This is a genomic window from Bradyrhizobium sp. IAR9 (assembly GCF_013408065.1).
Lineage (GTDB): Bacteria > Pseudomonadota > Alphaproteobacteria > Rhizobiales > Xanthobacteraceae > Bradyrhizobium.
Map to the genome: position 1 here is coordinate 12,471 of NZ_JACBZW010000004.1, position 24,141 is coordinate 36,611.

26 protein-coding genes are annotated in these 24,141 nt (G+C 64.9%); 12 read left to right on the forward strand and 14 right to left on the reverse strand.

Going from position 1 to position 24,141, the window contains the following annotated elements:
* Positions 1 to 11: 11 nt before the first annotated feature.
* From GGD67_RS12385 to GGD67_RS12410, 6 genes are read right to left on the reverse strand one after another with little or no spacing between them, the layout of a single operon-like run.
* Positions 12 to 665, reverse strand: coding sequence for a NapC/NirT family cytochrome c (locus tag GGD67_RS12385; protein ID WP_018318380.1), 654 nt, complete (start codon positions 663 to 665; stop codon positions 12 to 14).
* Positions 662 to 1,132 carry a nitrate reductase cytochrome c-type subunit gene (locus GGD67_RS12390; protein WP_179733079.1) on the reverse strand — a complete coding sequence of 157 codons (471 nt, stop codon included), beginning with the start codon at positions 1,130 to 1,132 and terminating at the stop codon, positions 662 to 664. Before GGD67_RS12390 ends, GGD67_RS12385 begins: the two co-directional genes overlap by 4 nt.
* Positions 1,129 to 3,642, reverse strand: coding sequence for a nitrate reductase catalytic subunit NapA (gene napA, locus GGD67_RS12395; protein ID WP_179733081.1), 2,514 nt, complete (start codon positions 3,640 to 3,642; stop codon positions 1,129 to 1,131). Before napA ends, GGD67_RS12390 begins: the two co-directional genes overlap by 4 nt.
* Positions 3,643 to 3,658: 16 nt before the next feature.
* A complete protein-coding gene (locus tag GGD67_RS12400) occupies positions 3,659 to 3,973 on the reverse strand; it encodes a chaperone NapD (protein WP_026202011.1) in 315 nt (104 codons plus the stop codon).
* 26 nt (positions 3,974 to 3,999) lie between these two features.
* Positions 4,000 to 4,185: a periplasmic nitrate reductase, NapE protein gene (gene napE, locus GGD67_RS12405; protein ID WP_018318384.1), complete on the reverse strand. Its 186-nt coding sequence runs from the start codon at positions 4,183 to 4,185 to the stop codon at positions 4,000 to 4,002.
* Positions 4,172 to 4,345: a hypothetical protein gene (locus GGD67_RS12410; RefSeq protein ID WP_179733083.1), complete on the reverse strand. Its 174-nt coding sequence runs from the start codon at positions 4,343 to 4,345 to the stop codon at positions 4,172 to 4,174. The genes napE and GGD67_RS12410 overlap by 14 nt, the downstream gene beginning before the upstream one ends.
* A gap of 107 nt (positions 4,346 to 4,452) precedes the next feature.
* Between GGD67_RS12410 and GGD67_RS12415 the strand changes: the two genes are divergently transcribed.
* From GGD67_RS12415 to GGD67_RS12430, 4 genes are all read left to right on the forward strand, one after another.
* Positions 4,453 to 5,655 (forward strand): LLM class flavin-dependent oxidoreductase, encoded by a 1,203-nt coding sequence (locus GGD67_RS12415; protein ID WP_179733085.1) that lies wholly within the window; start codon positions 4,453 to 4,455, stop codon positions 5,653 to 5,655.
* 116 nt (positions 5,656 to 5,771) lie between these two features.
* Positions 5,772 to 6,554 carry a helix-turn-helix transcriptional regulator gene (locus GGD67_RS12420; protein WP_179733086.1) on the forward strand — a complete coding sequence of 261 codons (783 nt, stop codon included), beginning with the start codon at positions 5,772 to 5,774 and terminating at the stop codon, positions 6,552 to 6,554.
* A gap of 150 nt (positions 6,555 to 6,704) precedes the next feature.
* Positions 6,705 to 7,652, forward strand: coding sequence for an ABC transporter substrate-binding protein (locus tag GGD67_RS12425; RefSeq protein ID WP_179733088.1), 948 nt, complete (start codon positions 6,705 to 6,707; stop codon positions 7,650 to 7,652).
* A 293-nt stretch (positions 7,653 to 7,945) separates the two neighbouring features.
* A complete protein-coding gene (locus tag GGD67_RS12430) occupies positions 7,946 to 8,812 on the forward strand; it encodes a L,D-transpeptidase (RefSeq protein ID WP_179733090.1) in 867 nt (288 codons plus the stop codon).
* Between the two features lie 101 nt (positions 8,813 to 8,913).
* On the opposite strand, the gene GGD67_RS12435 is transcribed toward GGD67_RS12430, so the two are convergent.
* Entirely contained in the window at positions 8,914 to 9,558 is a 645-nt protein-coding gene (locus GGD67_RS12435; RefSeq protein ID WP_246783335.1) for an NAD-dependent dehydratase, read from the reverse strand.
* Positions 9,559 to 9,815: 257 nt separating this feature from the next.
* On the opposite strand from GGD67_RS12435, the gene GGD67_RS12440 reads away from it, so the two are divergent.
* The 8 genes from GGD67_RS12440 to GGD67_RS12475 all read left to right on the forward strand — a co-directional run bounded on the left by GGD67_RS12440 (position 9,816) and on the right by GGD67_RS12475 (position 17,025).
* Positions 9,816 to 10,979 carry a cytochrome P450 gene (locus tag GGD67_RS12440; RefSeq protein WP_179733092.1) on the forward strand — a complete coding sequence of 388 codons (1,164 nt, stop codon included), beginning with the start codon at positions 9,816 to 9,818 and terminating at the stop codon, positions 10,977 to 10,979.
* 385 nt (positions 10,980 to 11,364) lie between these two features.
* On the forward strand, positions 11,365 to 12,315 hold the full coding sequence (locus GGD67_RS12445; RefSeq protein WP_179733094.1) for a sulfonate ABC transporter substrate-binding protein: 951 nt from the start codon (positions 11,365 to 11,367) through the stop codon (positions 12,313 to 12,315).
* Positions 12,316 to 12,353: 38 nt separating this feature from the next.
* Positions 12,354 to 13,307 carry a sulfonate ABC transporter substrate-binding protein gene (locus tag GGD67_RS12450; RefSeq protein ID WP_179733096.1) on the forward strand — a complete coding sequence of 318 codons (954 nt, stop codon included), beginning with the start codon at positions 12,354 to 12,356 and terminating at the stop codon, positions 13,305 to 13,307.
* A gap of 9 nt (positions 13,308 to 13,316) precedes the next feature.
* Positions 13,317 to 14,483 carry an FMNH2-dependent alkanesulfonate monooxygenase gene (gene ssuD / locus GGD67_RS12455; RefSeq protein WP_179733098.1) on the forward strand — a complete coding sequence of 389 codons (1,167 nt, stop codon included), beginning with the start codon at positions 13,317 to 13,319 and terminating at the stop codon, positions 14,481 to 14,483.
* The gene (ssuC, locus tag GGD67_RS12460) at positions 14,480 to 15,286 is read left to right on the forward strand and encodes an aliphatic sulfonate ABC transporter permease SsuC (protein ID WP_179733100.1); all 807 of its coding nucleotides are present in this window, start codon (positions 14,480 to 14,482) and stop codon (positions 15,284 to 15,286) included. The genes ssuD and ssuC overlap by 4 nt, the downstream gene beginning before the upstream one ends.
* 17 nt (positions 15,287 to 15,303) lie before the next feature.
* A complete protein-coding gene (locus GGD67_RS12465) occupies positions 15,304 to 16,158 on the forward strand; it encodes an ATP-binding cassette domain-containing protein (protein WP_179733102.1) in 855 nt (284 codons plus the stop codon).
* A 32-nt stretch (positions 16,159 to 16,190) separates the two neighbouring features.
* On the forward strand, positions 16,191 to 16,772 hold the full coding sequence (locus GGD67_RS12470) for a flavin reductase family protein (protein ID WP_179733103.1): 582 nt from the start codon (positions 16,191 to 16,193) through the stop codon (positions 16,770 to 16,772).
* A gap of 94 nt (positions 16,773 to 16,866) precedes the next feature.
* Positions 16,867 to 17,025 (forward strand): hypothetical protein, encoded by a 159-nt coding sequence (locus GGD67_RS12475; protein WP_018318398.1) that lies wholly within the window; start codon positions 16,867 to 16,869, stop codon positions 17,023 to 17,025.
* A gap of 119 nt (positions 17,026 to 17,144) precedes the next feature.
* Here the strand turns inward: GGD67_RS12475 and GGD67_RS12480 are convergent, their stop codons facing one another.
* The 7 genes from GGD67_RS12480 to GGD67_RS12510 all read right to left on the reverse strand — a co-directional run bounded on the left by GGD67_RS12480 (position 17,145) and on the right by GGD67_RS12510 (position 24,111).
* Positions 17,145 to 18,293: a M20 family metallopeptidase gene (locus tag GGD67_RS12480; protein ID WP_179733105.1), complete on the reverse strand. Its 1,149-nt coding sequence runs from the start codon at positions 18,291 to 18,293 to the stop codon at positions 17,145 to 17,147.
* A gap of 205 nt (positions 18,294 to 18,498) precedes the next feature.
* The gene (locus GGD67_RS12485; protein ID WP_018318400.1) at positions 18,499 to 19,884 is read right to left on the reverse strand and encodes a sigma-54-dependent Fis family transcriptional regulator; all 1,386 of its coding nucleotides are present in this window, start codon (positions 19,882 to 19,884) and stop codon (positions 18,499 to 18,501) included.
* Between the two features lie 33 nt (positions 19,885 to 19,917).
* The gene (fliN, locus tag GGD67_RS12490; RefSeq protein WP_018318401.1) at positions 19,918 to 20,268 is read right to left on the reverse strand and encodes a flagellar motor switch protein FliN; all 351 of its coding nucleotides are present in this window, start codon (positions 20,266 to 20,268) and stop codon (positions 19,918 to 19,920) included.
* Positions 20,269 to 20,271: 3 nt separating this feature from the next.
* Positions 20,272 to 20,895, reverse strand: a complete 624-nt coding sequence (locus tag GGD67_RS12495; RefSeq protein ID WP_018318402.1) for a FliH/SctL family protein — start codon at positions 20,893 to 20,895, stop codon at positions 20,272 to 20,274.
* Entirely contained in the window at positions 20,895 to 21,986 is a 1,092-nt protein-coding gene (gene fliG / locus GGD67_RS12500; RefSeq protein WP_018318403.1) for a flagellar motor switch protein FliG, read from the reverse strand. Before fliG ends, GGD67_RS12495 begins: the two co-directional genes overlap by 1 nt.
* Positions 21,987 to 22,032: 46 nt before the next feature.
* Complete coding sequence (gene fliF, locus GGD67_RS12505; protein WP_092260464.1) at positions 22,033 to 23,643, reverse strand: flagellar basal-body MS-ring/collar protein FliF; 1,611 nt, start codon at positions 23,641 to 23,643, stop codon at positions 22,033 to 22,035.
* Between the two features lie 192 nt (positions 23,644 to 23,835).
* Positions 23,836 to 24,111, reverse strand: a complete 276-nt coding sequence (locus GGD67_RS12510; protein WP_002714638.1) for a DUF1153 domain-containing protein — start codon at positions 24,109 to 24,111, stop codon at positions 23,836 to 23,838.
* Positions 24,112 to 24,141 lie beyond the last annotated feature (30 nt).

Consider the following 24,141-nt stretch of genomic DNA (forward strand, 5'->3'; position numbering starts at 1 on the left):
GCCTTTTGGTCCTACTGCCAGCCGGGAACGCCGCGCATGTCGGGCAGCTGGTGGGCGATGCCCTTGTGGCAGTCGATGCAGGTCTTTTCCTTCGTGAAAAGGAAGCGCTGGTGCGCCACCGAGGCCCGCGGCGACTGCTTGGTGATGTCCATGGAATCGGCACTATGGCAGTTGCGGCATTCCAGTGAATCGTTGGCCTTGAAGCGCGCCCATTCGTGCGCGGCGAGCTCGAGGCGATGATCCTGGAATTTCTCGCGGGTGTCGATCGTGCCAAAAATCTTGCCCCAGACCTCCTTAGAGGCCTGCATCTTGCGCGCGATCTTGTCGGTCCAGTTGTGCGGGACGTGGCAATCCGGGCAGGTCGCGCGCACGCCGGAGCGATTGCTGAAGTGGATGGTGGATTTCAGCTCGGCGTAGACGTTGTCCTTCATCTCGTGGCAGCCGGTGCAGAATTTTTCGGTGTTGGTCAATTCCAGCGCGGTGTTGAAGCCGCCCCAGAAGATAACGCCGGCGACGAAGCCCGCGAGCACCAGCGTGCCGAGCGCGAACACCGAGCTCGGCCGGGTCAGCACACGCCAGAGCTCCAGCGCAAAGTCCCAGCTTCGCGCGATGAAGCCGCGCTTGGTTTTCAGCTCTGCATTGGGCTCGTCAGCAGTCGTCGTCATCGGCGGCCACCCGGGCTTGCACGCGAGAGCAGCGTGTCGATGTCGACGAAGTCGTTGCTCACGGGCGGATTGGCGGTGTTCTGCGGCACGTGGCATTCCGTGCAGAAGAAGCGCCGCGGCGAGATCGAGGCGAGGAACTGGCCGTCGCGGTCCATGAAATGCGTGATCGAGACCATCGGCGCCTGCGATTCCGCCGTGCGTGCCCGCGCATGGCAGGACAGGCATTTGTTGCCGTTGAGGTCGATCTGATAGCCGTCGATCGTGTGCGGGATGACCGGCGGCTGCTCCGGATAATTGCGCACCTCCTTCTCGGACGTGTTGCGGTTCGGCAGCATCGGCGGCGCCGGGCCCTCGTCATTGAGTGGGGCCGGACCGCGCAGGCCTGAGGTGACGGTCTGTGCGGTCAGCGAGCTCGAGGCCGCGGTGATCGCGAAGGCGAGCAAGGCGATTGCAGATCGTTTCATCATGACAGGCTCACCCGCTCGATGCGCACGGCGCATTTCTTGAAGTCGGTCTGCAGCGAAATCGGATCGGTCGCGTCCAGAGTCACCTTGTTGATCAGCTTGGACTCGTCGAACCACGGCACGAAGACGAGGCCCTTCGGCGGCCGGTCGCGACCGCGCGTTTCGATCCGGGCGCGGATGAAGCCGCGGCGGGAGACCACCTTCACCTCGTCCCCGCGACGGAGCTTGGCATCCGCCGCGTCGTCCGGATGCATGAAGCACACGGCTTCGGGGAAGGCCTTGTACAGCTCGGGCACGCGGCGCGTCATGGTGCCGGAATGCCAGTGCTCCAGCACGCGGCCGGTCGAGAGCCAGTAGGGATATTCGTTGTCGGGCGATTCCGCCGGCGGCTCGTAGGGTAGCGCGAAGATGCGCGCCTTGCCGTCGGGATAGCCGTAGAACTGCACGTCGGTGCCCCGCTTGACGTAGGGATCACTGCCCTCGCGGAAACGCCACTTCGTCTCCTGGCCGTTGACGACGGGCCAGCGCAGGCCGCGCTCGCGGTGATAGGTGTCGAACGGCGCGAGGTCATGGCCATGTCCGCGGCCGAACTGGGCGTATTCCTCGAACAGGCCTTTGTGCACATAGAAGCCGAAGGCCTTGGACTCGTCGTTGAGATAGCCCGGCTCGATGTCGGTCACGGGGAATTTGTCGACCTGGCCGTTCTTGTAGAGCACGTCGAACAGCGTCTTGCCGCGAACCTCGGGCTTCTTGGCGATCAGCTCCTCGGGCCAGACCTCCTCGATCTTGAAGCGCTTGGAGAACTCCATGAGCTGCCAGAGATCGGATTTCGACTCGCCGGGCGCGGGGACGAGCTGGTGCCAGAACTGGGTGCGCCGCTCGGCATTGCCGTAGGCGCCTTCCTTCTCCACCCACATCGCGGTCGGCAGGATCAGATCGGCGGCCAGTGCCGTCACCGACGGATAGGCATCCGAGACCACGATGAAATTGTCGGGGTTGCGGAAGCCGGGATAGGTCTCCTCGTTGGCGTTGGGGCCGGCCTGGAGGTTGTTGTTGACCTGCACCCAATAGGCGTTGATCAGGCCGTCCTTCAGCATCCGGCTTTGCAGCACGGCGTGCGCGCCGTTCTTGTCGGGAATGGTGCCTTCGGGCAGCTGCCAGATGTGCTCGGCGTGGTCGCGATGCGCCTTGTTGGTCACGACCATGTCGGCCGGCAGCCGGTGCGAGAAGGTGCCGACCTCGCGCGCGGTGCCGCAGGCCGAGGGCTGGCCGGTCAGCGAGAACGGGCTGTTGCCGGGCGAGGAGATCTTTCCGGTCAGAAGATGGATGTTGTAGACGAGGTTGTTGCACCAGACGCCGCGGGTGTGCTGGTTGAAGCCCATGGTCCAGAACGAGACCACTTTGGTCTTGGGATCGGCGTAGAGCTCGGCGAGCGCCTCCAGCCGGTTCAGCGGCACGCCGGACATCTCGGCTGCCTTTTCCAGCGTGTATTCCGACACGAACTTGACGTACTCGTCATAGCTCATGTCGGTGGAGTCGTTGGCCTTCGCTGCACCCGTTGCCTTTTTCTGAAGCGGATGCTCCGGCCTCAAACCGTAGCCGATATCGGTCTGCCCCCGCCTGAAAATCGTATGCGCGGCGACGAAGTCCTTGTTGACCCGGCCGGTCTTGATGATGTGGTTGGCGATGGCGTTGAGGATGTAGAGGTCGGTCTGCGGCTTGAACACCATGCCGATGTCGGCGAGGTCGAACGAGCGGTGCTCGAAGGTCGAGAGTACGGCGACGCGGACATGCGGCGCGGACAGCCGGCGGTCGGCGAGGCGCGTCCACAGGATGGGGTGCATCTCCGCCATGTTGGAGCCCCACAGCACGAAGGCGTCGGTCGCCTCGATGTCGTCGTAGCAGCCGGGCGGCTCGTCGATGCCGAAAGTGCGCATCATCCCGGCGACGGCGGAAGCCATGCAGTGCCGCGCATTGGGATCGATGTTGTTGGTGCGGAAGCCGGCCTTGAACAGCTTCGAGGCTGCATAGCCTTCCCAGATCGTCCACTGGCCGGAGCCGAACATGGCGACGCCGTTGGGGCCGCGCTTCTTGATCGCCTCCTTCCACTTCACCTCCATGATGTCGAAGGCTTCGGTCCAGGACACGGGCGTGAACTCGCCGTTCTTGTCGTATTTGCCGCCCGTCTTGCGCAGCATCGGCTGGGTCAGGCGGTCATGGCCGTACATGATCTTGGAGAGGAAGTAGCCCTTGACGCAGTTGAGGCCGCGGTTGACCTCGGCCTTGATGTCGCCGTGGGTGGCGACGACGCGATTGTCCTTGGTCGCGACCATCACCGAGCAGCCGGTGCCGCAGAAGCGGCAGGCGGCCTTGTCCCATTTCATTTCGCTGTTGTCGCGCTCGGTGATGAGATTGGCGGCGAGCGCCGGAGCCGGCATGCCTGCTGCGGCGGCCGCAATCGCGGCGGCCTCGAGCTTCAGCATCTGGCGGCGGTCGAGCTTTGGCGATGTCATGATGGCTCTTCCTGACTCAGGCGGTTTCGATGGCGTGGAAGACCAGCGCCGCGGAATAGACGTGTTGCAGCGACTGGATGGTGTTGAGCAGGGTGCCGAGGCTGCCGGCATCGGGCGCTTCGGTCACGACGACGAGTTTGCCGCGTGGGTCGCGGCCATGGATCTCGCAGCCGGGCAGGGCGGTGATCTCAGCTTCGAGTTCGGCGAGGCGCTCGGGGCGCGCCTGCACGATGATGCTGGCGATTTCGGCGCCCGGTGGCGGCACGATGCGGTCGGTGCTGAGCACGCGGCCGGTGATCAATGCGCGGCGGTTGAGTGAAGCTTGGGCCATGATGCCGGTCTTTCGCTTGGAGGAGATCAATGCGGGGAGGGCGGCGGGCCGGGAGGGCCAGCAAACATCTGGTAGATCCAGACGCCGAGCCCATAGGAGCCGACTGTTCCGACCGCGAGGACGGGCATCACGATCGCGGTCAGGAACAGGAAAGCGAAAATCTCCATGCGCTTGCGGCGCACGCGCGAAGTCGTGTCGTCAGGGGCCGACATATTCGGTCTCTTCGGGATGGTATGGGAAGCGGGACGGCATCCGGGCCGTTGCCTTGCAGCCCTTTTGCTGCAATCGGGCCGTGGTGGCGTTGATCTGGATCAACCTGTCGACTTGCGCGGATGTCGCAGCGGCGGCGCCGAGGCGGGTATGCGTCGCCATGCCAGGCTCGGGATCAGTCTCCCGCGCGGCGGAATTGCTGCTCCGTAGACAGCTCCGCCTCACACCTTAAGATGAGCTTAACAACAATAGAGCGGGAGAGCGACGCCATGAAGTTCGGCATCTTCTACGAGCTGCAACTGCCGCGGCCCTGGGTGGCCGGCGACGAGCTCCGGCTCTACCAGAATGCCCTCTCGCAGATGGAACTCGCCGACAAGCTCGGTTACGACCATGCCTGGGTGGTCGAGCATCACTTCCTCGAGGAATATTCGCACTCGCCCTCGCCGGAATCCTTTCTCGCCGCGGCCAGCCAGCGCACGAAGAACATCCGGCTTGGCCACGGCATCCTGCAGCTCACCACCAATCACCCGGCGCGCGTTGCCGAGCGTGTCGCGGTGCTCGATCTGCTCTCGAACGGGCGCTGCGAGTTCGGTATGGGCGAGAGCGCGTCCATCACCGAGCTCACGCCGTTCGGCCGCGACATGGAGACCAAGAAGGAGGTCTTTGAAGAAGCCGTGCAGGCGATCTTCCCGATGTTCAAGGACGCGGGCAGCGAACATCACGGCAAGTATTTCGACATTCCCCTGCGCAATGTCGTGCCAAAGCCGGTGCAGAAGCCGCATCCGCCGCTGTGGATGGCGTGCTCGCAGCTGCCGACCATCGAGCGTGCCGGCCGCCATGGTTTTGGCGCGCTCGGTTTCCAGTTCGTCAGTGCGGATGCCGCGCATGCCTGGGTGCACGCCTATTACAACGCCATGACCAAGCGGCTGCATAAACTGGCGGACTACCAGATCAACCCGAACATGGCGCTGGTCTCGTTCTTCATGTGCGCCAAAACGGATGAGGAGGCGCGCGCCCGCGCCGACGGCGCCACCTTCTTCCAGTTCGCGCTGCGCTTCTACGGTGCCTCGCAGAACCGCCAGCGGCCCGCGCCCTACACCGTCAACATGTGGGACGAGTACAACAAGTGGAAGCGCGACAATCCGGAGGCGCAGGAGGCGGCCTTGCGCGGCGGCCTGATCGGCTCGCCCGAGACGATCCGCAGGAAGCTGAAGCGCTTTCAGTCCTCGCATATCGACCAGGTCATCCTGCTCAACCAGGCCGGCAAAAACAGCCACGAGCACATCTGCGAATCGCTGGAGCTGTTCGGCCGCGAGGTGATGCCGGAGTTCCAGAACGACCCGGCGCAGGCGGCCTGGAAGCGGGGCGTCATGAGCGGCGAGATCAAGCTGGAGGAGATCGACACCGAGGCGTTTACGGACCGCTACGGCAAGCTTGCGGTCAACGTGGCGCCAGCGAAGGCGGCGGGGTAAGGACTCTGCATCCGGCATGGGCCCCGGCTCTGCAGCGCATCACAGGCGTTGCCGGCTTTCGGCGCCCGATCGTTGCTGCTATCCTTCCGCAAAACAGCGTCAGACGGAGGAAACCAATGCGGCCCGACGGAACGGCCACAACTCCAGCGGTTAGTGACATCACGCCCGCGGTGCTCGCCATCGGCCGCTCCGATTTCCCCAAAGTCCTCATCGACACGCTGCGCCGCCACGCCGATGTCGGCCATTGCATGGTGTTCGCGCTGAGCCGTGCCGGTGCCGCGACCTGCCTGCTCGATGCCGGCAATATCCCGATCGGCGGCGATCTCGGCGCCGCCTATGCCGGCCAGTTCCACGAATCCGATCCCAACCGTGATGCGCTGTTCGAAGGCGAGGGCGCTGGGCCGATCATGCTGCCGAGCTTCGCGCCCCGCATGTACGGCGCGCGCTACCGCAAGATCTTCTTCCACGATTCCGGCATCGTCGACAAATGCGCGACCGCGATCTGGACCGGCGACACCTGCTTTTACGTCAACTTCTATCGCATCACGACCCAGGGTCGCTTCAGCGCCGCGCAACGCGAGCGGCTCCAGGCGATCGCGCCCGCGATCGGCGCCAGCGTCGCACGTCATTTCCAGCATGCCGCGACTCCTGATCAGAACCTCGCCACATTGTTCGCGACGCGCGCGCCACTCTCGAACCTGACACCGCGAGAGCAGGAGGTCTGCCGCCGCATCCTGCTTGGCTTCAGCTCCGAAGCGATCTCGCAAGGACTCGGCATCAGCCTGCATTCGACCCTGACCTACCGCAAGCGCGCCTATCAGCGGCTCGGCATCTCCTCGCAGAACGAATTGTTCGGAATCGTGCTGGGCCTGCTGGCAGGGCCACACGGCCTGAACTGAGGGGACTGGGAGCCCGCGATACCTGCTTCCGAAAGCAAAGCGGACACGCGGTCCACCTACGGGGATCGTCGCCTTTTGACCCGAAGCCGACGCCACTCCTCGCCTCCAATGTGCTAGACTGAGACCCGGTCAAATGCTCCCGGGATCCACATGAAGCGGCGCGAGTTCGTCACGCTGATTGCTGGCGCTGCGGCATTGCCGCTCAAAGCCCGCGCACAGCGGGCTGGCCAGCGGTACCGCGTTGCGGCATTGGGGCCGGTACCGCTCAGCTTCTTCGATGAACTGGGCAGAGCCGGCTTTGTCAGGGGCAAAAACCTTGAGATCGACAGCCGTGGCGAAAGGGTGGCTGCCGCGTCTTATGCCAGTGTGGCCATTGAACTGGTCGAGGCAAGTCCACATGTGCTGATGGCAGTCGGGGCCGAAGCAGGGCACGCAGCACAGAAAGCAACGCAGCGTATTCCAATCGTGGTGATCGCGGACGACTTGCTTGGCAGCAAGCTTGTCGCCTCGATGCCGCATCCCGAAGGTAACACCACTGGTGTTGCCATCTTTGCGTTTCAGCTCGACGCCAAGCGATTGGAGCTGCTGCATGAAGCACTGCCAGCTATCCGGCGAATAGCCGCTCTCGCGGACCGCCTGCCGATACCAAACATGAGTACTCTCGAAAGCGCCGCCAAGAGGCTCGGCGTCGAGATCGTTCCGTTTGCCGCACGATCCGAGGAAGATCTCATCCGTGTGATTGACGCTTTGAAGGTCGAAGAGATCGGGGCCGTCAACCTGCTGGCCTCGCCGATCTTGGCATCGAAATTCCAGTACCTGATCCGCGATCGGCTGGCCCTCCGCCGCCTGCCCGCCATTCTGCAGTGGCCCGAGCAGGCGGAAGAAGGCGGACTGATGGGATACGGTCCCCGCCTCAGCGCGGTTTTCCACCAATGCGCGCGTCAGGTCGCAAGACTATTGCGAGGCGCAAAGGTAGCCGAGGTGCCTGTTGAGCAGCCGACAAAGTTCGAACTGGTCATCAATCTCAAGACAGCCAAAATGCTAGGTGTCGAAATGCCGCCGATGCTACTCTCTCGTGCCGACAGGACGGTCGAGTGAGTTCTCGGCTTCCGCTTCTGGCCCCTTAGCTGCCTTCTGTTTCTGGCCTCAGAATGTCGGCTGTCGGGCTGGGAGCAGTCAAGGTCGCAGCGTGTCCGCTCCGCCGGGTTATTCAGAGAAGCGCGTTGTCCGCATCGCCAGCTCACTATCAAGCGGTGCTCCCAATCTTGATATCGTCGAACAAGGGCCCGGCGTTAACCATCCCCGACGGTTCCCGCCTGCGCGGCATCGCTTCGAAGTTTCTTAAATTTTGCTGGGTACCTCTTCAGGGCACAGTGACCTGGGGAAACAGTATGGGTAAGCGGGCGAAACGTGGAAAGGCAGAGGCGCTCGCAATACCCATGGCCGCGAGAGTTGCAATTGGCGCCGTGGCCGTCGCCGCATTGGGCTACGGTTTGCTGTCAGGCCCGGCGAGCGTGCAGCCGGCACGCAAGCCGTCCCCACAGGAAGCCAAGGCATCGTCAAGTCCGGTTTACGTGGCGCCCCCGGTTCATGCATCCGCGCCGGCGGTAGCTCCGGCTCCGATTCCGACCCCGGCGCCTTTGGTCGAACCACCAAAAGCCGACGCTGATGGTCCCGGAGCATTGGTCCGGCAGGTGGTTGACTACGCCAGCCGCCAGACGCCGGGCACCGTGATCATCGATACCAAGAACACATTCCTCTATTTGGTTCTGAACGACACCCAGGCGTTGCGCTACGGCATCGGGGTCGGCCGCGAGGGGTTCACATGGTCCGGTGAGCAGACTGTGGCTCGTAAGGCGGAATGGCCGGATTGGCATCCGCCTGCGGAGATGGTCTCGCGTCAGCCTTATCTGCCGCGGTTCATGGCAGGTGGCCCCGGCAATCCGCTGGGCGCGCGGGCGATGTATCTGGGCGAGACGGAATATCGGATTCACGGCACCAACAAGCCCGATACGATCGGCAAGCGGGTCTCGTCCGGCTGCATCCGGCTGACCAATGACGACGTCACGGATCTCTATGAGCGGGTGAAGGTCGGCGCGAAAGTGATCGTGCTTCCGGCAACCGTTCGTCGTCCATCCCAGGGCGCGCCGGCCGACGCCGCGTTCCGGTTGCCGGACCCTGCATCGCCATCGAAGCGGCCCTTGGCAGCCAACGCTCAGATGCTGCCATCCGGAGCGACGATCGCCGAGGCCCGGTAACTCCAAGGATCTAGCTCCAAAGGTCTGGGCTCCAACGGTGAGCAGAGCGCCGCGCAGCATCGTCCGGCACGCGCTGCTGTGCAGAGCCGGGACCCGCGGTGTCAGCTGCCGCCCTCTGCCAGTTGCCCCGCTCCAATGACGTGCTTTCCTGGTTCGCCGGCAACAGCCGCCTCGATGAGCTGCCGGGCCACGTTGGTCACCGGGCTTACACGCGCAACCCGCGGCAACAGGGGGGACGCGAAGTTTAGGACGTTCCGCACTGCTCGCTGTACCGGCCTGCTTTCGGCACGCTCGCCATCCAGGAAGCCTGGCCGCAGGATCGTCAGGGACGGGAAAGCGAGCGCCCCGATCGCTTCCTCCACCTCGCCCTTCGTCCGTGTGTAGAGAAACAGGGATCGCGGGTCAGCGCCCAAGGACGATACCAGCGCGAAACGGCCGACTCGAGCGTCGCGCAGCCGCCGCGCGATCAGCAGCACAAGTTCGTAATCGACCGCTCGAAATGCTGCTGCCGACCCTGCCGCCGCTCGCGTCGTTCCGAGCGCGCAGATTGCGCCGTCGGCTCGCCATTCCTCACCGCCGGCACCAGCAATCAGATCATCGAGCCGAGGATTGGTTACCCGCTCCTCGGCTGGCAGCGCACGCCGCGTCGGCGCGATGATGCGCGTGATGCGAGGGTCCGCACGAGCAAGCGTCATCGCGCGGCCGCCAACCAGCCCCGTCGCGCCTACGATGAGCAATGTGGTCATGACCATCCCGTCTTGGCTTTGCAGGCCAAGTGTACAGGAACCGGCTGCCACGGCAAATTCGATGCCTGCGTCGCGACAATCTCCAAGTCCGGCACATATCGAAGTTGTGAGCCACGGGGAATTCCTTGCCGTTTTGTCCCGTCAACCGGACTTACACGTAAATGCTCTCCTGCCGTGTGTCCCCATCGCTAGGGACAGACGCCGGCCGCGGAGTTCGCTAGTCTGTCCTCTAGGATACGACATCCGGAGAGGCCGCCTTGAGCACCGCGCCGCGCATCGACATCGACCCGGCCGCATTCTGGGCCGATCCCTATCCGATGCTCGCGAAGATGCGGAAAGAAGCTCCCATCGCGTTCGTGCCGCAACTCGGCTCGACGCTGCTGACCAGCCGCGACGACATCTCGATCTCCGAGAAGCAGATCGACGTGTTCTCCTCGCACCAGCCCGCCGGCCTGATGAACCGGCTAATGGGCCACAACATGATGCGCAAGGACGGCGAGGCGCACCAGGTCGAGCGCCGCGCGATGTTTCCGACGGTGTCGCCAAAGACGGTGAAGGCGCACTGGACCGCGCTGTTCCAGGCCCATGCCGACCGCATCCTCGACGCGATCGCGCCGGGACGGATCGACTTCATGCGCGATTTCGCGCTGCCGTTCTCCGGCGAATGCCTGAAGTCGATCACTGGCCTCACCAATATCGGCTTTGGCGACATGGACGCGTGGTCGCAGGGCATGATCGAGGGCATCGCCAACTATGCCGGCGACCCTGAGGTCGAGGCGCGCTGTCACGCCGCGACCTCGGGCATCGATGCCGCGATCGACGACATCCTGCCGGCGATGCGCAAGCATCCCGACCAGAGCATTTTGGGCGTGCTGCTCACCTCCGGCATGCCGATGGAGAGCGTGCGCGCCAACGTCAAGCTCGCGATCTCGGGCGGCCAGAACGAGCCGCGCAAGGCCATCGCCGGCACGGTGTGGGCGCTGCTGACCCATCCCGAGCAGCTCGATCTGGTGCGCAAGGGCGAGGTGACCTGGCTCGAGGCGTTCGAGGAATATGCCCGCTGGATCTCGCCGATCGGCATGTCGCCGCGGCGTATCGCCAAGCCCTGGAGCATCCGCGATGTCGCCTTCGAGACGGACGAGCGCGTGTTCCTGATGTTCGGCTCGGCCAACCGCGACGAGAGGCATTTTGAGCGCGCCGATCAGTTCGACGTGCGGCGCGATACGACCAAGAGCGTCGCCTTCGGCGCCGGCCCGCATTTCTGCGCCGGCGCGTGGGCCTCCCGCGCCATGATCGCCGACGTCGCGCTGCCGACCGTGTTCGCGCGGGCGAAGCAGCTCGAGATCGCCGCCGACGAGAAGGTGCGGATCGGCGGCTGGGCGTTTCGCGGGCTGCAGAATTTGCCGGTGCGGTGGCATTAGCTTGCAAGCGGTCCTGCGCGAGGCACGCGCCCACCACGGTTTCAGTGTCATCGCCCGGCTTGACCGGGCGATCCAGTACGCCGCGGCCGTCGTGTGAAGCACTGACGCCTCTGGAATACTGGATTCCCCGCCTTCGCTGGGAATGACAGCGGAAGTAGTGGAGGCAGCTTCGCGCCTCAGCAGCCCCACTGCCTGCGCTTCTCACATTCGCGTGCAGAAAAAATCCCTCTGCATCATTGCGGCCGCTTGAAAGATTAATCATGCGCGCTGCCGCACGCGCAGTGCTCGCATCGCTATTTTTCCGCACGTCTCGACACCTCCGACAACCCGCACCATCATTCCCGAACTGGAATGAATGACGGCCGCGTGCGGCCGGGAGCGTGGAATGCAGCGTCGTGACTTTCTCAAGCTCTCCGTTGGAACTGCGGCGGCCGCTGCGTTCGCCTCGCCTGCAATCGCGCAAGGCGCGGTGAAGGAAATTCGCATCGGCTATCAGAAGAACGGCGTGCTGGTCATTACGCGCCAGCAGGCGGCGCTGGAAAAACATTTCGCGACCCTGGGCATCGAGGTGAACTGGGTCGAGTTCTCCTCGGGCCCGCCGATGATGGAAGCGATGAATGTCGGCAGCGTCGATTACGGCGCAGTCGGCGATTCTCCGCCGGTGTTCGCGCAGGCCGCGGGCGCCGCGATCGTCTATGCCGCGGGCCAGCCCATCACCAACGGCCAGGGCATTCTGGTGCCGAAGGATTCGCCGATCCGCGCCATCACTGAGTTGAAAGGCAAGCGCGTCGGTTTCACCAAGGGCTCCAGCGCGCACAACATCGTGGTGCAGACGCTGGAGAAGGCGGGCCTGACCTATGCCGACATCACACCGGTCTATCTGACGCCGCCGGACGCGGGCCCCGCCTTTGCCAATGGCAGCATCGAGGCCTGGGCGATCTGGGATCCGTATTTCGCGATCGGCGAGACCAGGCAGAACGGCCGCATCCTGATCAATGCGCGCGAGGTTACCAAGACCAATTCCTTCTACATCGCCAACCGCGACTTCGCGAAGAACCACGGCGCGATCCTGCAGCAGATCGTCGACGTCACCACCGCGACCGCCAGATGGGCCGAGCAGCATCGCGACGAGGTCGCGAAGTCTCTCGCCGCGGTGACCGGCATTCCGCTGGAGATCCAGACCATCGCGGCGAACCGGTCGTCCTTCGTCGTCGGCCCCGTCACCGACGACATCGTCGCGACCCAGCAGGGCGTCGCCGATCGCTTCTACAAGCTCGGCCTGATCCCGAAGCCGATCGCGATCCGCGACATCGTCTGGCGCAATCCGGCAGCCTGATCGTGCCGACCAGCCTTCCCACACACAGGGGTTTGAACATGAGGCGTATCATCCAGCGTCTGATCGCGGCCGTGGTGCTGTCGATCGGCATCGTCGCCGCCGCCGTCGGCACGTCTTACGGTCAGGACAAGGTGGTCCGCATCGGCTACCAGAAATACGGCAAGCTGGTGCTGCTCAAGAGCAAGGGCACGCTGGAGCCGAAGCTGGCTGCCGATGGCTACAAGGTGGTGTGGACCGAATTCCCCTCCGGACCGCCGCTGCTCGAAGCGCTCAATGTCGGCGCGATCGATTTCGGCAACACCGGCGAAGCCCCGCCGATCTTTGCGCAGGCCGCCGGCGCGCCGATCCAGTATGTCGCCTATGAGCCGCCGGCGCCGAAGGGCGAGGCGATCCTGGTGCCGAAGAACAGCCCTCTGAAATCGGTCGCTGACCTCAAGGGCAAGAAGGTCGCGCTCAACAAGGGCTCCAACGTCCACTATCTCCTGGTCAAGGCGCTGGAGAAGGCCGGCGTGAAATATTCTGAAGTTGAGCCCGTGTTCCTGGCGCCGGCCGATGCGCGCGCCGCCTTCGAGCGCGGTGCGGTCGATGCCTGGGTGATCTGGGATCCGTTCCAGGCCGCCGCGGAAGCGGCCACAGGCGCGCGCACGCTCGCAGACGGCTCCGGCATCGTCGCCAACTACCAGTTCTACTTTGCCTCGAAGAAATTCCTCGACGCCAATCCTGAGATCGTCGACGCCGTGCTCGCCGAGCTCAGCACGGTCGACGATTGGGCCAAAGGCGACATCCATGCGGTGGCTGAGCAGCTTGCTCCGGCAATCGGTCTGTCCGTGCCGGTCGTCGAGGTGGCATTGAAGCGGCAGTCCTACGGCATCAAACCGATCACGGATGCCGTCATCGCCGACCAGCAGCAGGTGGCCGACGCGTTCTTCGCGCTGGGCCTGATCCCCAAATCCATCAAGATTTCTGACGTCGCGCGGAAATCCGGTTCGTGAGCGCAAGTCATGACAAAGCAACCCAACGCCAACATCCTCTGGTTCCTGCCGACCCACGGTGACGGCCGCTATCTCGGCACAGGCATCGGCGGCCGCGAGGTCAATTTCAACTATCTGCGCCAGATCGCGCAGGCCGCCGACCAGCTCGGCTATTTCGGCGTGCTGCTGCCGACCGGGCGATCTTGCGAGGATTCCTGGATCGTCGCCTCGTCAGTTGCGCCGTTCACCGAACGGCTGCGCTATCTCGTCGCCGTCCGGCCCGGCCTGCAATCGCCTGGTGTCGCCGCGCGCATGACGGCGACGCTCGATCGCGTCACGGGCGGCCGGCTGCTCGTCAACGTCGTCACCGGCGGCGATCCCGTCGAGAACAAGGGCGACGGCATCTTCCTCGGCCATGACGAGCGCTACGAGGTCACCCGCGAGTTCCTCAACGTCTATAGCGACCTGCTCGCCGGCAAGACCGTGAATGTCCAGGGCAAGCACATCCACATCGAGGGCGGCAAACTCTTGTTTCCGCCGGCGCAGTCGCCGCGTCCGCCGCTCTATTTCGGCGGCTCGTCCAATGCCGGCATCGATGTCGCCGTCGATGCCGTCGACAAATATCTCACCTGGGGCGAGCCGCCAGCGCTGGTGGCCGAAAAGATCGCGAAGGTGCGGGAGGTCGCTAGCGCGCGCGGCCGCAAGCTGTCCTTCGGCATCCGCCTTCATGTCATTGTTCGCGAGACCAACGAGGAAGCCTGGCGTGCCGCGAACGAGCTGATCCAGCATGTCAGCGACGACACCATCGCGCTGGCGCAGAAGAATTTTGCCCGCATGGACTCCGTCGGCCAGCAGCGCATGGCGCAGCTTCACGGCGGCAAGCGCGACAAGCTCGAGATCGCACCGAACCTGTGGGCCGGCGTCGGCCTCGTGCGCGGCGGTGCCGGGACGGCGCTGGTCGGCGATGCCGAGACCGTCGCGGCCCGCATCAGGGAGTATCAGGACATCGGCATCGATACCTTCATCATGTCGGGCTACCCGCATCTGGAGGAGGCCTATCGCTTTGCCGAGCTGGTATTCCCGCTGCTCTCGCTCGAGCAGCCCTCCAACGTGACCGGGCTGCATTTCAACGGCGGTCCGTTCGGCGAGACGGTCGGCAGCGATTTCCGTCCGCAACATCGGGTGTCGCAGTCATGAGCGTGATCGACAGCGTTTCACTTCCGCGCAGCTTTCGTTTGCCGGGGATCGACGGCCTGATCCAGTGGATCGTGCCGCTTGCCATCATCGCGATCTGGCAGGTCGCCAGCGTGACCGGCTTCGTGCCGACGCGGGTGCTGCCGGCCCCGAGCGACGTCCTGCTCTCCGGCTGGAAGCTGCTGCTCTCCGGCGAGCTCGTTCGCAACATCTGGGTTTCGTTCTGGCGCGCTTCGATCGGCTTTTTGATCGGCGGCAGCATCGGCTTCGCGTTCGGGCTCGCCAACGGCCTGTCGCAGCTCTCGGCAAAGCTCACCGACACCACGTTGCAGATGGTGCGCAACGTGCCGCATCTGGCGCTGATCCCGCTCGTCATCCTCTGGTTCGGCATCGACGAGAGCGCCAAGCTGTTCCTGGTAGCGCTGGGCGTGTTCTTCCCGATCTACCTCAACACGCTGCACGGCATCCGCACCGTCGATCCGCAGCTGATCGAGATGGGCCGCATCTACGGCATGACCGACGGCGAGCTGTTCCGCCGCGTGATCTTCCCGGGTGCGCTGCCGTCGATCTTCGTCGGCATCCGCTTCGCGCTCGGCATCATGTGGCTGACGCTGATCGTCGCCGAGACCATCGCGGCCTCGTCGGGCCTCGGCTACATGGCGATGCAGGCGCGCGAGTTCATGCTGATCGACGTCGTCGTGCTCTCGATCCTGATCTATGCCCTGCTCGGCAAGCTCGCCGACAGCGCATCCCGCGTGCTGGAGCGTTTGACGCTCTCCTGGCACCCCGCCTTCCAAAAACGTTGAGACATACTGGGAATCACATGCAGACAGCCGTTCGTACGTCCCTTCCCGAAACCGAGCTCGCCAGCCGCGCCAATTTTGCGCCTCACGCCCGCGTGGTGCGCCAAGGAGAACGCCAGGCGCAGACCAGCGGCCTGCCGCTCAGCATCCGGGGCTTGCGCAAATCCTTCGGCAGCAACGAGGTGCTGCGCGGTATCGATTTGCACATCCCCGCTGGCCAGTTCGTCGCCATCGTTGGAAAAAGCGGGTGCGGCAAGAGCACGCTGCTGCGCCTCATCGCGGGCCTCGACAAGATCGATGCCGGCAGCATCAGCTTCGGCCAGGACATTCAGCCAAAAGACATCCAGCCTGAGGACATCCGCGTGATGTTCCAGGAGCCGCGGCTGTTACCCTGGGCTCGCGTGCTGGGCAATGTCGAGGTCGGCCTCGGCCGCGATCGCGCTTCAGGCGATGCGCATGCGCGCGCCGAGAAGGCGTTGACCGAGGTTGGTCTCGCCGACAAGCGCGACCAGTGGCCCTCGGTGCTGTCGGGCGGACAGAAGCAGCGCGTCGCGCTCGGCCGCGCGCTGGTCTCTCGTCCCCGCGTGCTGGCCTTCGACGAGCCGCTCGGCGCGCTGGATGCTCTGACCCGGATCTCGATGCAGCGCCTTTTGGAGCGCGTCTGGCGCGATCAGGGCTTTACCGCGATTTTGGTGACCCATGACGTCGCCGAAGCCGTGGCGCTGGCGGACCGGGTGCTGGTGATCGAAGAGGGCCGCATCGCTCATGATGTCGTGGTTCACGCGGGCCGGCCGCGCCAGCGCGGCTCGGCCGAGCTTGCGGGTCTGGAAGGCTCGATCCTGAGCCACCTGTTGTCGGCGGACGATCGTACCTAAATACAAGGGAACCCCACCTCGGGGACCATGCCATGAATGTAGTACCCCGCGATCTCATGACTGAAATCCCCGTCTCGTCCGCCGATTTCCGCGGCGCCATGCGCCATCTCACCGGCGGCGTCAGCGTCATCACGGCTGGGCGGGGCAAGGACGTCACCGGCATGACGGTGACCTCGGTCACCTCGCTGTCGGTCGAGCCGCCGACGCTGCTGGTCAGCATCAACCGCGATGCCTCCTCCTTCCCCTTGATCCGGCGGCACAGCGCCTTCGGGGTGAATATCCTCAGTGCCGACCAGCTAGATGTCGCCGAACGCTTTGCCGGCAAGGGCGGGCTGAAGGGCGCCGATCGTTTCAAAGGTGCCAAATGGGTGACGGCGGTCTCGGGCGTTCCGCTGCTCGTCGGCGCGCTGTCGGCCTTCGATTGCGAGGTTGAGGAGATCGTGGAACGCCATTCGCACGGCATCGTCATCGGCCGTGTCAGGGACATCAGGAGCTCGGCGCGGACTGCGGCGCTGGCCTATTGGCACGGCCAGTACGTGGCGGTCGACCAGGACGAGGACGCCGCGAGGCTCGCGGAAGTGAGCGTTCCCGCGCACGGCCGGCGCGGCCTTTGATCGCGCGGGCAGGCGGGCCGGAAGGCTGGCCTTTTCCCCCTCATCGCTCTAGAAGCGCCTGAGCCTCCCGCCGGGACGGCAATGGAGCGGATCGATGAAGCGCGTCGCGACCTGGGCGTTCTATGCCATCGGCGCGCTGGCGATCGCCTATCTCGCGCTCTATGCCTACGCGATGTTCTCGGGCCAGCCCGTGATCATCCCCGGCGATCCCATCCACATCTTCCGCAAGCCGGACGCGCCGAGTTATTCGTAGGCGAACGCGCGCGGTCCCGTAGGGTGGGCAAAGCGAAGCGTGCCCACGACTTCCATCCAGAGCAGGCAAATCGTGGGCACGGCGCAAGTGCGCCTTTGCCCACCCTACGGCCCCTGCCTTCACCCCCGCAAAATCGCCAGCGCCAGCGCCTGCGCGCGCGGCACGATGCTGTCGATATCGAGATATTCCTCCGGCGTGTGCGCGAGCCCGCCGACCGGGCCCAGGCCGCAGATCGTCGGCGTACCGACCGCGGCGGTGAAGCCGGAATCGGCGCAGCCTCCAGAGAACTCGCCCTGCAGCGTGGTGAGGCCGACCTCTCTTGCTGCGGCCTGATAGTTTTCGAACAGCGCCCTTGAATCCGCGCTCTGCACCACCGGCACGAACTCGCCCTTGATGGTCAGCGTCGCACGCGTGCCCGGCACGTAAGATTTCGCGACGATGGTCTGGATCGCGTCCATCACCCGGGCACGATCGGCCGGATCGACGTAGCGCAGGTCGATCTGGCCCTCGGCGTAAGGCGCCGTGGTGTTGACGGACTGCCCGCCCGAGACCAGGCCGACATTGAGCGTGATGCCCTTGTCGAGATCCGTGAGTGCATGGATCTGCACGATCTTGTGCGCGAGCTCGCCGATCGCGCTGACGCCGGCGGCGAAATTGGCGCCGGAATGCGCGGCTTTGCCGGTGATGCCGAGATGCATGAAGATGCCGCCCTTGCGTCCCGTCACGACGTTGCCGGTGGGGCGGCCCGGCTCGGAATTGAACACGGCGCGGGCGGAGCGGCCTTCGCGCTCGATCACGGGCCGGGAGGAGGGCGAGCCGATCTCCTCGTCCGAGGTGATCAGCAGCTTGATCGGATGCGGATTGCCGCCGAATTTGTGGAAGGCGGTGGCGACGAAGATGTTCATCACGACGCCGGACTTCATGTCGGCGACGCCAGGCCCATAGGCGCGGCCGTCCCTGATCGTGAACGGGCGCCGCTCGGCTTCGCCCTTGCCGAACACGGTGTCGCGATGGCCCATCAACAGCACCGGCTTCTCGTTGCTGCCGGGTTTTGCGACGTCGGCATGGATGGCGTCGCCGAAGGTGTCGTGGCTCTCGCGCCGGAACGGAATGCCGTGCTCGGCAAAATGCCGCTCGAACCGCGCACCGACCGCATCGACGCCTTCCTTGTCATAGGACCCGGAATCGATGTTCACGACATCGCGCAGCAGATCGATCATCGCCTGCCGCTGCAATGCCAGCCAGTCCGTGATTTGAGCTTGAGACATGGAGTTCTCCGCGTTGGTCTTCATGCGGGTTATAGGGCGTTGCGCCGGCGCGACCTAGTCGGAGAATGCGGTGCCGCCATGTCCACCGCCGTCGTCCCTGCGTTCGCAGTGACGATAGCGGGAGCGCGGTGGGTTCGGTGCACAAACAAAATGCCCGGGACCAGCCCGGGCATTCGCGATTATCTCAACCAGAGTGGGCGCCGCCCTACGCCCCTATCATCGGCATCCGCGGATACTCGCCCGGCGTTCCCGCGGGGGTGATCGGGATGCCGCCGTCGGAATATTCGTTGAGCTTGTTGCGCAGCGTGCGGATCGAGATGCCCAGGATGTTGGCGGCATGGGTCCGGTTGCCGAGGCAATGCTTCAGCGTTTCCAGGATCAGGTCGCGCTCGACGTCCGCAACCGTGCGCCCCACCAGCGCCCGCGTCACCTGTTCGGCGGCCATCGTGGCGTGCGCCACGGCCGGCGCGGTCTTGGCGAGGTCGAGGCGGTCGCCGTCCGGGGTGATGATGGCGTCGGGGCCGATCTCGTCGCCCTGCGCCATCAGCACCGCGCGGTGCATGGTGTTCTCGAGCTCGCGGACGTTGCCCTGCCAGCGGTTGGCCGAGAGCACGCGGCGCGCCTCCGCCGAAATCGGGCGCATCGGCACGCCGTTGGCCTCGGCATATTTCTTCACGAAATGCTGGGCGAGCTCCAGAATGTCGGCGGGGCGCTCGCGCAGCGGCGGGATCTTCAGGTTCACGACGTTGAGGCGGAACAGGAGGTCCTCGCGGAACGTGCCTTCACGCACCGCTTCCGCGAGGTTGCGGTTCGAGGTCGCGATGATGCGGATGTCGACCGGCACGGGCTTGGTGCCGCCGACGCGGTCGATCACGCGCTCCTGGATGGCGCGCAAGAGCTTGGATTGCAGGCGGACATCCATCTCGGAGATTTCGTCGAGCAGCAGCGTGCCGCCGGTTGCCTCCTCGAACTTGCCGATGCGGCGCGCGACCGCGCCGGTGAAGGCGCCCTTCTCGTGGCCGAACAGCTCGGATTCCAGCAGATGTTCGGGGATCGCGGCGCAGTTGATCGAGATGAAGGGGCGCTTGGCGCGGGCTGAGCGGGTATGGACGTAGCGGGCCAGCACTTCCTTGCCCGTTCCGGACTCGCCGGTGACCATCACCGAGGCGTCCGAGCCGGCGATCTGCTGTGCCAGCTTGATCACCTTCGCCATCGCCTCGTCGCGATAGACCAGCTCGCGGGAATCGTTGGCGACCGCGGCCAGCACCGCGGCGATCAGCTCCGGCTCCGGCGGCAGCGGGATGTATTCCTTGGCGCCGGCGTGGATCGCGGCGACCGCGGCGCGGGCGTCGTTGGTGATGCCGCAGGCGACGATCGGGGCGTGGATGTGCTCGGCCTCGAGCCGCATCACGAGGTCGCGGATGTCGAGGGCGACGTCGACCAGCAGGAGGTCGGCGCCCTTGCCGCCGCGCAGCACGCGCATGGCCTGCTCGTGGTCCTCGGCATGGGTCACGGTGGCGCCGTTGTCCATCGCGATCTTGGTGGCGGTGGTGAGCTGGCCCTTCAATGTGCCAACGATGAGAAGCCGCATGTCAGTCTCCTGTCCGTCTGGTCGCGCGCGCTATCAGCTGCGTTCGGTCTTGATGATTTCGGTCATGGTCACGCCGAGCTTGTCCTCGACCAGGACGACCTCGCCACGGGCGACCAGCTTGTTGTTGACGTAGATGTCGATGGCCTCGCCGACGCGGCGGTCGAGCTCGAGCACGGTGCCGGGTCCGAGCTTCAACAGCTCACTGACGTCCATCTTCGAGCGGCCCAGCACCGCCGAGACCTGCACGGGAACGTCGAACACGGCCTCGAGGTCGGCGGCGGCACGTGCCGCGTATTCGTCCTCGTTGTAGCCGACGTCCGTGCCGGTGGGCGGCATCGGGCCGTTGAGATCGGGCAGCGGGACCTGTCCGTCGGTGTCGCTCATGGCTTAGCTCCCCCTGCGGGACGCGACATAGCGTCCAACCATTTCGTCGATCTTGGCCGCGATGGCGCCGCGCTCCAGCACGACGCCGCCATCGGCCCATTCGATCCGGCAGTCGCCGGTCGCAATCTCCGGCTCGGCCAGGATCACCAGCCGTCCTTCGAAGCCGCTCTGCTTGGCGAGCCGCTCGATCTTCTCGCGTGCGCTGTCGTAGAGCGCGTCGTTGATGCGGACCACCAGATGCGGCGTCGCGACCAGATGCGAGAAGCAGTCCTTGACCAGTGCGACGATCTCGCCGAGCGGCTCGGCGGCGACCAGGTCGGCGCACAGCTTGCGCGCGACCGCCACCGCGACGTCGACCGCCTCGGTTTCCATCTTGGATTCGATGTTGCCGATGCCGGATGCGATGCCGCGGATGCCGATATTGATCTCTTCCATGGCAAGCGCGACACGGCGGTCGCTCTCGGCCTTGGCCTCCTGCTGGCCGGCGGCAAAGCCGTCCTGATAGGCGCGCGCCTCGGCTTCGGCGACCTTCTGGGCGATCTCCGCGGCGGTCGCGGCCTTCTCGCGCGTCGTCCGCTCAGGCGCCGCGAAGTCGGTATCGAACAGGAATTTTGCCGGAGCGGCCATTAGTACACCAGCTCGTCGTCGGCGCGGTTCTTGGTCAGCATGATCTCGCCCTTGGCGGCGAGATCCTTGGCGAGGTTGACCAGCAGCGCCTGGGCCTCGTCGACGTCGCGCAGCCGGACCGGGCCCATTGCCGCCATGTCGTCCTGGAGCATCTTGGCCGCGCGCGAGGACATGTTGCCGAAGAAGAAGTTGCGGACGTCCTCGTTGGCGCTCTTGAGCGCGACGCCGAGCTTGTCCTTGTCGACGTTGCGCATCAACGTCTGGGCCGAGCCGGAATCCAGCTTCACGAGGTCGTCGAAGGTGAACATCAGCGCCTTGATGCGCTCGGCCGATTCGCGGTTGTCCTCTTCCAGCGAGGTGATGAAGCGGGTCTCGGTCTGGCGGTCGAAATTGTTGAAGATTTCCGCCATCACCTCGTGGGCGTCGCGCCGGCGGGTCTGCGACAGGTTGGACATGAATTCGGTGCGCAGGGTCTTCTCCACGCTCTCGATCACCTCCTTCTGCACCGCCTCCATCTTCAGCATGCGATTGACGACGTCGAGCGCAAGCTCCTCGGGGAAGATGCCGAGCACACGCGCGGCATGCTCCGGCTTCAGCTTCGACAGCACCACCGCGATGGTCTGCGGGTATTCGTTCTTGAGATAGTTGGCGAGCACCTCTTCCTGCACGTTGGAGAGCTTCTCCCACATGTTGCGCCCCGCGGGGCCGCGGATCTCGTCCATGATGCCGTTGACGCGCTCCGGCGGCAGGTATTGCTGCAGCAGCCGTTCGGTGGCGTCGAAATTGCCCATCAGCGCGCCCGATGCCGACATGCGCGAGACGAATTCCAGCAACATGTCCTCGACCGTGTCGACCTCGACGGTGCCGAGCGTCGACATCTCCAGCGAAAGCTGGCGCACCTCGTCGTCGTCGAGCATCGACCAGATCTTGCCGCCATACTGCTCGCCCAGCGCGAGCATCAGGATCGCGGCGCGCTTGGGTCCCGTCACCGCCTCGGTCTGGGCGCCCGCGCGGTTGCCGGCACGCTGGCCGAGCGTGGAGATCACGCTGGTGATGTCGTTCGAGTTGGCGTTTTGCAGACTGGCGGCCATGTCAGATCACTTCTTGATTCACTTGGCTAGGATTACTTGACTGGGATTACTTGGCTGGTTCGGTCAGCCACTGGCGGATGATGGCGACGGTTTCGTTGGGGTTGCGCTCGGCGAGCTCGCCGACGCGATGAACGGACTGGGCGTGGACCTGGCCCTGGATGGTGGCGACGTCGATCGCGCTGGCGGTACCGCTCGGCAGCAGTGCCTGGCCGGCCGGCGCGCTCTCTTCCGAGGCCGCCGGGCCGGCAAGAACGCCGGAGATGGCGGCGGCGACTTCGTCGGAGGCCAGGATGCGCTTGACCAGCGGGCGGATCACCAGGAACAGCACGATCAGGCCGAGCAGCATCATCACGCCGAGCTCGACGAAGTACATGACGTCGTCCTTGGTGAACTGGAGCATGCCGAGGAAGCCGCCGGGCTCGCCGATCGGGGCAGTGGAGGGCGCATCCGCAAAGCGCAGATTAACGACCTCGACCTGGTCGCCGCGCTTCTGGTCGAAGCCGATCGCCGAGCGCACCAGCGTGGCGATGCGATCGAGCTGCTCCTTGGTACGGTCCTGGTAAGCCAGCTCGCCCTTGTCGTTCTTGGAGTAGATGCCGTCGACCAGCACCGCGACCGAGATGCGGTTGACCCGGCCGGCCTCGGTCACTTCGGTCTTGGTGGTGCGGGAAATCTCGTAATTGTTGGTCTCTTCGGACTTCTTGCTCTGGTCCTTGGCCGCGACGCCGTTGTTCTGCTGGTTGCCGGGCAGCTCGTTGTTGACGGTGACCTGGCCGTTGTTGTCGGCGGTCATGCTCTGCTCTTCGCGGGTCTGGCTCGAGCGCAGCACGCGGCCCTCGGGGTCGAACTTGTCCGAGGTCTGGGTGATCTTGTTGAAGTCGAAATCGGCGGAGAGCTGGACGCGGGCGCGGCCCGAGCCGACCACGGAGGAGACGATGTCCTCGACCTGCTTGCGCATCCGCTTCTCGAACGAGATGCGGCGCTCGTCGCCGACCGCCTGCTCCGGATCGGTGGCGGCGCCGTCGGCAAGCAGCTGGCCGGCCTCGTCGACGATCGAGACCCGCTGCGGCTTCAGCCCGTTGACGGCGGAAGCGACGAGGTGGCGGATGGCGCGGATCTGCTGGGCTTCCAGCGAGCCGCGGACGCGGACCACGATCGAGGCCGACGGCTCCGGCGCCTCGCGCGCAAACAGCGGGCGCTCGGGCAGCACCAGATGGACGCGGGCGGCCTGGATGCGGTCGATGGCGCGGATGGTGCGGGCGAGCTCGCCTTCCAGCGCGCGGAGGTGATTGATGTTCTGGACGAAGGAGGTGGTGCCGAGCGCGTCCGACTTGTCGAACACCTCGTAGCCGACGCCGCCGCCCTTGGGCAGGCCGCCCTCGGCGAGCTTCATCCGCAGGCGGGTGACCTTGTCCTTGGGCACCATGATGATGCTGCCCTCGTTGCGGATCTCGAACTGGATGCCCTGGCGCTCCAGGTCCTTGATAATGCCGGAGGAATCCTCGACGCTGAGGTCGGTGAACAGCGTCGTCATCTGCGGCGTGGTGACGCGCATGATGACGAACGCGAAAAAGCCGATGAGCGCGGCGGTGACCGCGATCATCGCCCCGAACCGGGCGGCGCCGATACTCTTCAAAAAGTCCGCAAGACCTTGCAAGCAACCGCCCCAACAGATTCGGCCGCTTTCACCGGAAAGGCCGACTGGGCAATTATTGCCTAGGTGATGGTTTCGATATGGTTAACGAAGGTTAAGAGGTCGGACAAAAGTCGCGCAAAGGGCGGATATGAAAAAAATCGGCCTCGCGGGGCGAGGCCGATTTTCGTCAAAAGCCGCAGATTTCCGGATCGCCTACTGGCGATATTGCTGGATGCGGGTGGTGCGAAGACCCGCCAGACCATGCTGGTCGATGGAAAACTGCCAGGAGAGGAATTCGTCGACCGTCAGGGTATAACGGCTACAGGCCTCCTCGAGCGAGAGAAGTCCACCACGGACGGCGGCGACGACTTCGGCCTTGCGGCGGATGACCCAGCGTTTGGTGCCGGGTGCAGGCAGATCCGCGATCGTCAACGGACTGCCGTCCGGCCCGATGACGTATTTTACCCTCGGGCGATGGGGTTCTGTCATGGCGTACTCACAAACTCTCAACCACTGAAC

Coding starts and splice junctions, on each gene's coding strand:
- GGD67_RS12485 (WP_018318400.1), bottom strand. CDS start 19,884: ATGCGGCTTCTCATCGTTGGCACATTGAAGGGCCAGCTCACCACCGCC.
- GGD67_RS12450 (WP_179733096.1), top strand. CDS start 12,354: ATGAGGCGTATCATCCAGCGTCTGATCGCGGCCGTGGTGCTGTCGATC.
- GGD67_RS12420 (WP_179733086.1), top strand. CDS start 5,772: ATGCGGCCCGACGGAACGGCCACAACTCCAGCGGTTAGTGACATCACG.
- ssuC (WP_179733100.1), top strand. CDS start 14,480: ATGAGCGTGATCGACAGCGTTTCACTTCCGCGCAGCTTTCGTTTGCCG.
- ssuD (WP_179733098.1), top strand. CDS start 13,317: ATGACAAAGCAACCCAACGCCAACATCCTCTGGTTCCTGCCGACCCAC.
- GGD67_RS12465 (WP_179733102.1), top strand. CDS start 15,304: ATGCAGACAGCCGTTCGTACGTCCCTTCCCGAAACCGAGCTCGCCAGC.
- GGD67_RS12475 (WP_018318398.1), top strand. CDS start 16,867: ATGAAGCGCGTCGCGACCTGGGCGTTCTATGCCATCGGCGCGCTGGCG.
- GGD67_RS12495 (WP_018318402.1), bottom strand. CDS start 20,895: ATGGCCGCTCCGGCAAAATTCCTGTTCGATACCGACTTCGCGGCGCCT.
- GGD67_RS12470 (WP_179733103.1), top strand. CDS start 16,191: ATGAATGTAGTACCCCGCGATCTCATGACTGAAATCCCCGTCTCGTCC.
- GGD67_RS12430 (WP_179733090.1), top strand. CDS start 7,946: ATGGGTAAGCGGGCGAAACGTGGAAAGGCAGAGGCGCTCGCAATACCC.
- napA (WP_179733081.1), bottom strand. CDS start 3,642: ATGACATCGCCAAAGCTCGACCGCCGCCAGATGCTGAAGCTCGAGGCC.
- GGD67_RS12480 (WP_179733105.1), bottom strand. CDS start 18,293: ATGTCTCAAGCTCAAATCACGGACTGGCTGGCATTGCAGCGGCAGGCG.
- GGD67_RS12435 (WP_246783335.1), bottom strand. CDS start 9,558: ATGACCACATTGCTCATCGTAGGCGCGACGGGGCTGGTTGGCGGCCGC.
- GGD67_RS12445 (WP_179733094.1), top strand. CDS start 11,365: ATGCAGCGTCGTGACTTTCTCAAGCTCTCCGTTGGAACTGCGGCGGCC.
- GGD67_RS12400 (WP_026202011.1), bottom strand. CDS start 3,973: ATGGCCCAAGCTTCACTCAACCGCCGCGCATTGATCACCGGCCGCGTG.
- napE (WP_018318384.1), bottom strand. CDS start 4,185: ATGTCGGCCCCTGACGACACGACTTCGCGCGTGCGCCGCAAGCGCATG.
- GGD67_RS12425 (WP_179733088.1), top strand. CDS start 6,705: ATGAAGCGGCGCGAGTTCGTCACGCTGATTGCTGGCGCTGCGGCATTG.
- fliN (WP_018318401.1), bottom strand. CDS start 20,268: ATGAGCGACACCGACGGACAGGTCCCGCTGCCCGATCTCAACGGCCCG.
- GGD67_RS12385 (WP_018318380.1), bottom strand. CDS start 665: ATGACGACGACTGCTGACGAGCCCAATGCAGAGCTGAAAACCAAGCGC.
- fliG (WP_018318403.1), bottom strand. CDS start 21,986: ATGGCCGCCAGTCTGCAAAACGCCAACTCGAACGACATCACCAGCGTG.
- GGD67_RS12415 (WP_179733085.1), top strand. CDS start 4,453: ATGAAGTTCGGCATCTTCTACGAGCTGCAACTGCCGCGGCCCTGGGTG.
- GGD67_RS12510 (WP_002714638.1), bottom strand. CDS start 24,111: ATGACAGAACCCCATCGCCCGAGGGTAAAATACGTCATCGGGCCGGAC.
- GGD67_RS12390 (WP_179733079.1), bottom strand. CDS start 1,132: ATGATGAAACGATCTGCAATCGCCTTGCTCGCCTTCGCGATCACCGCG.
- GGD67_RS12410 (WP_179733083.1), bottom strand. CDS start 4,345: ATGGCGACGCATACCCGCCTCGGCGCCGCCGCTGCGACATCCGCGCAA.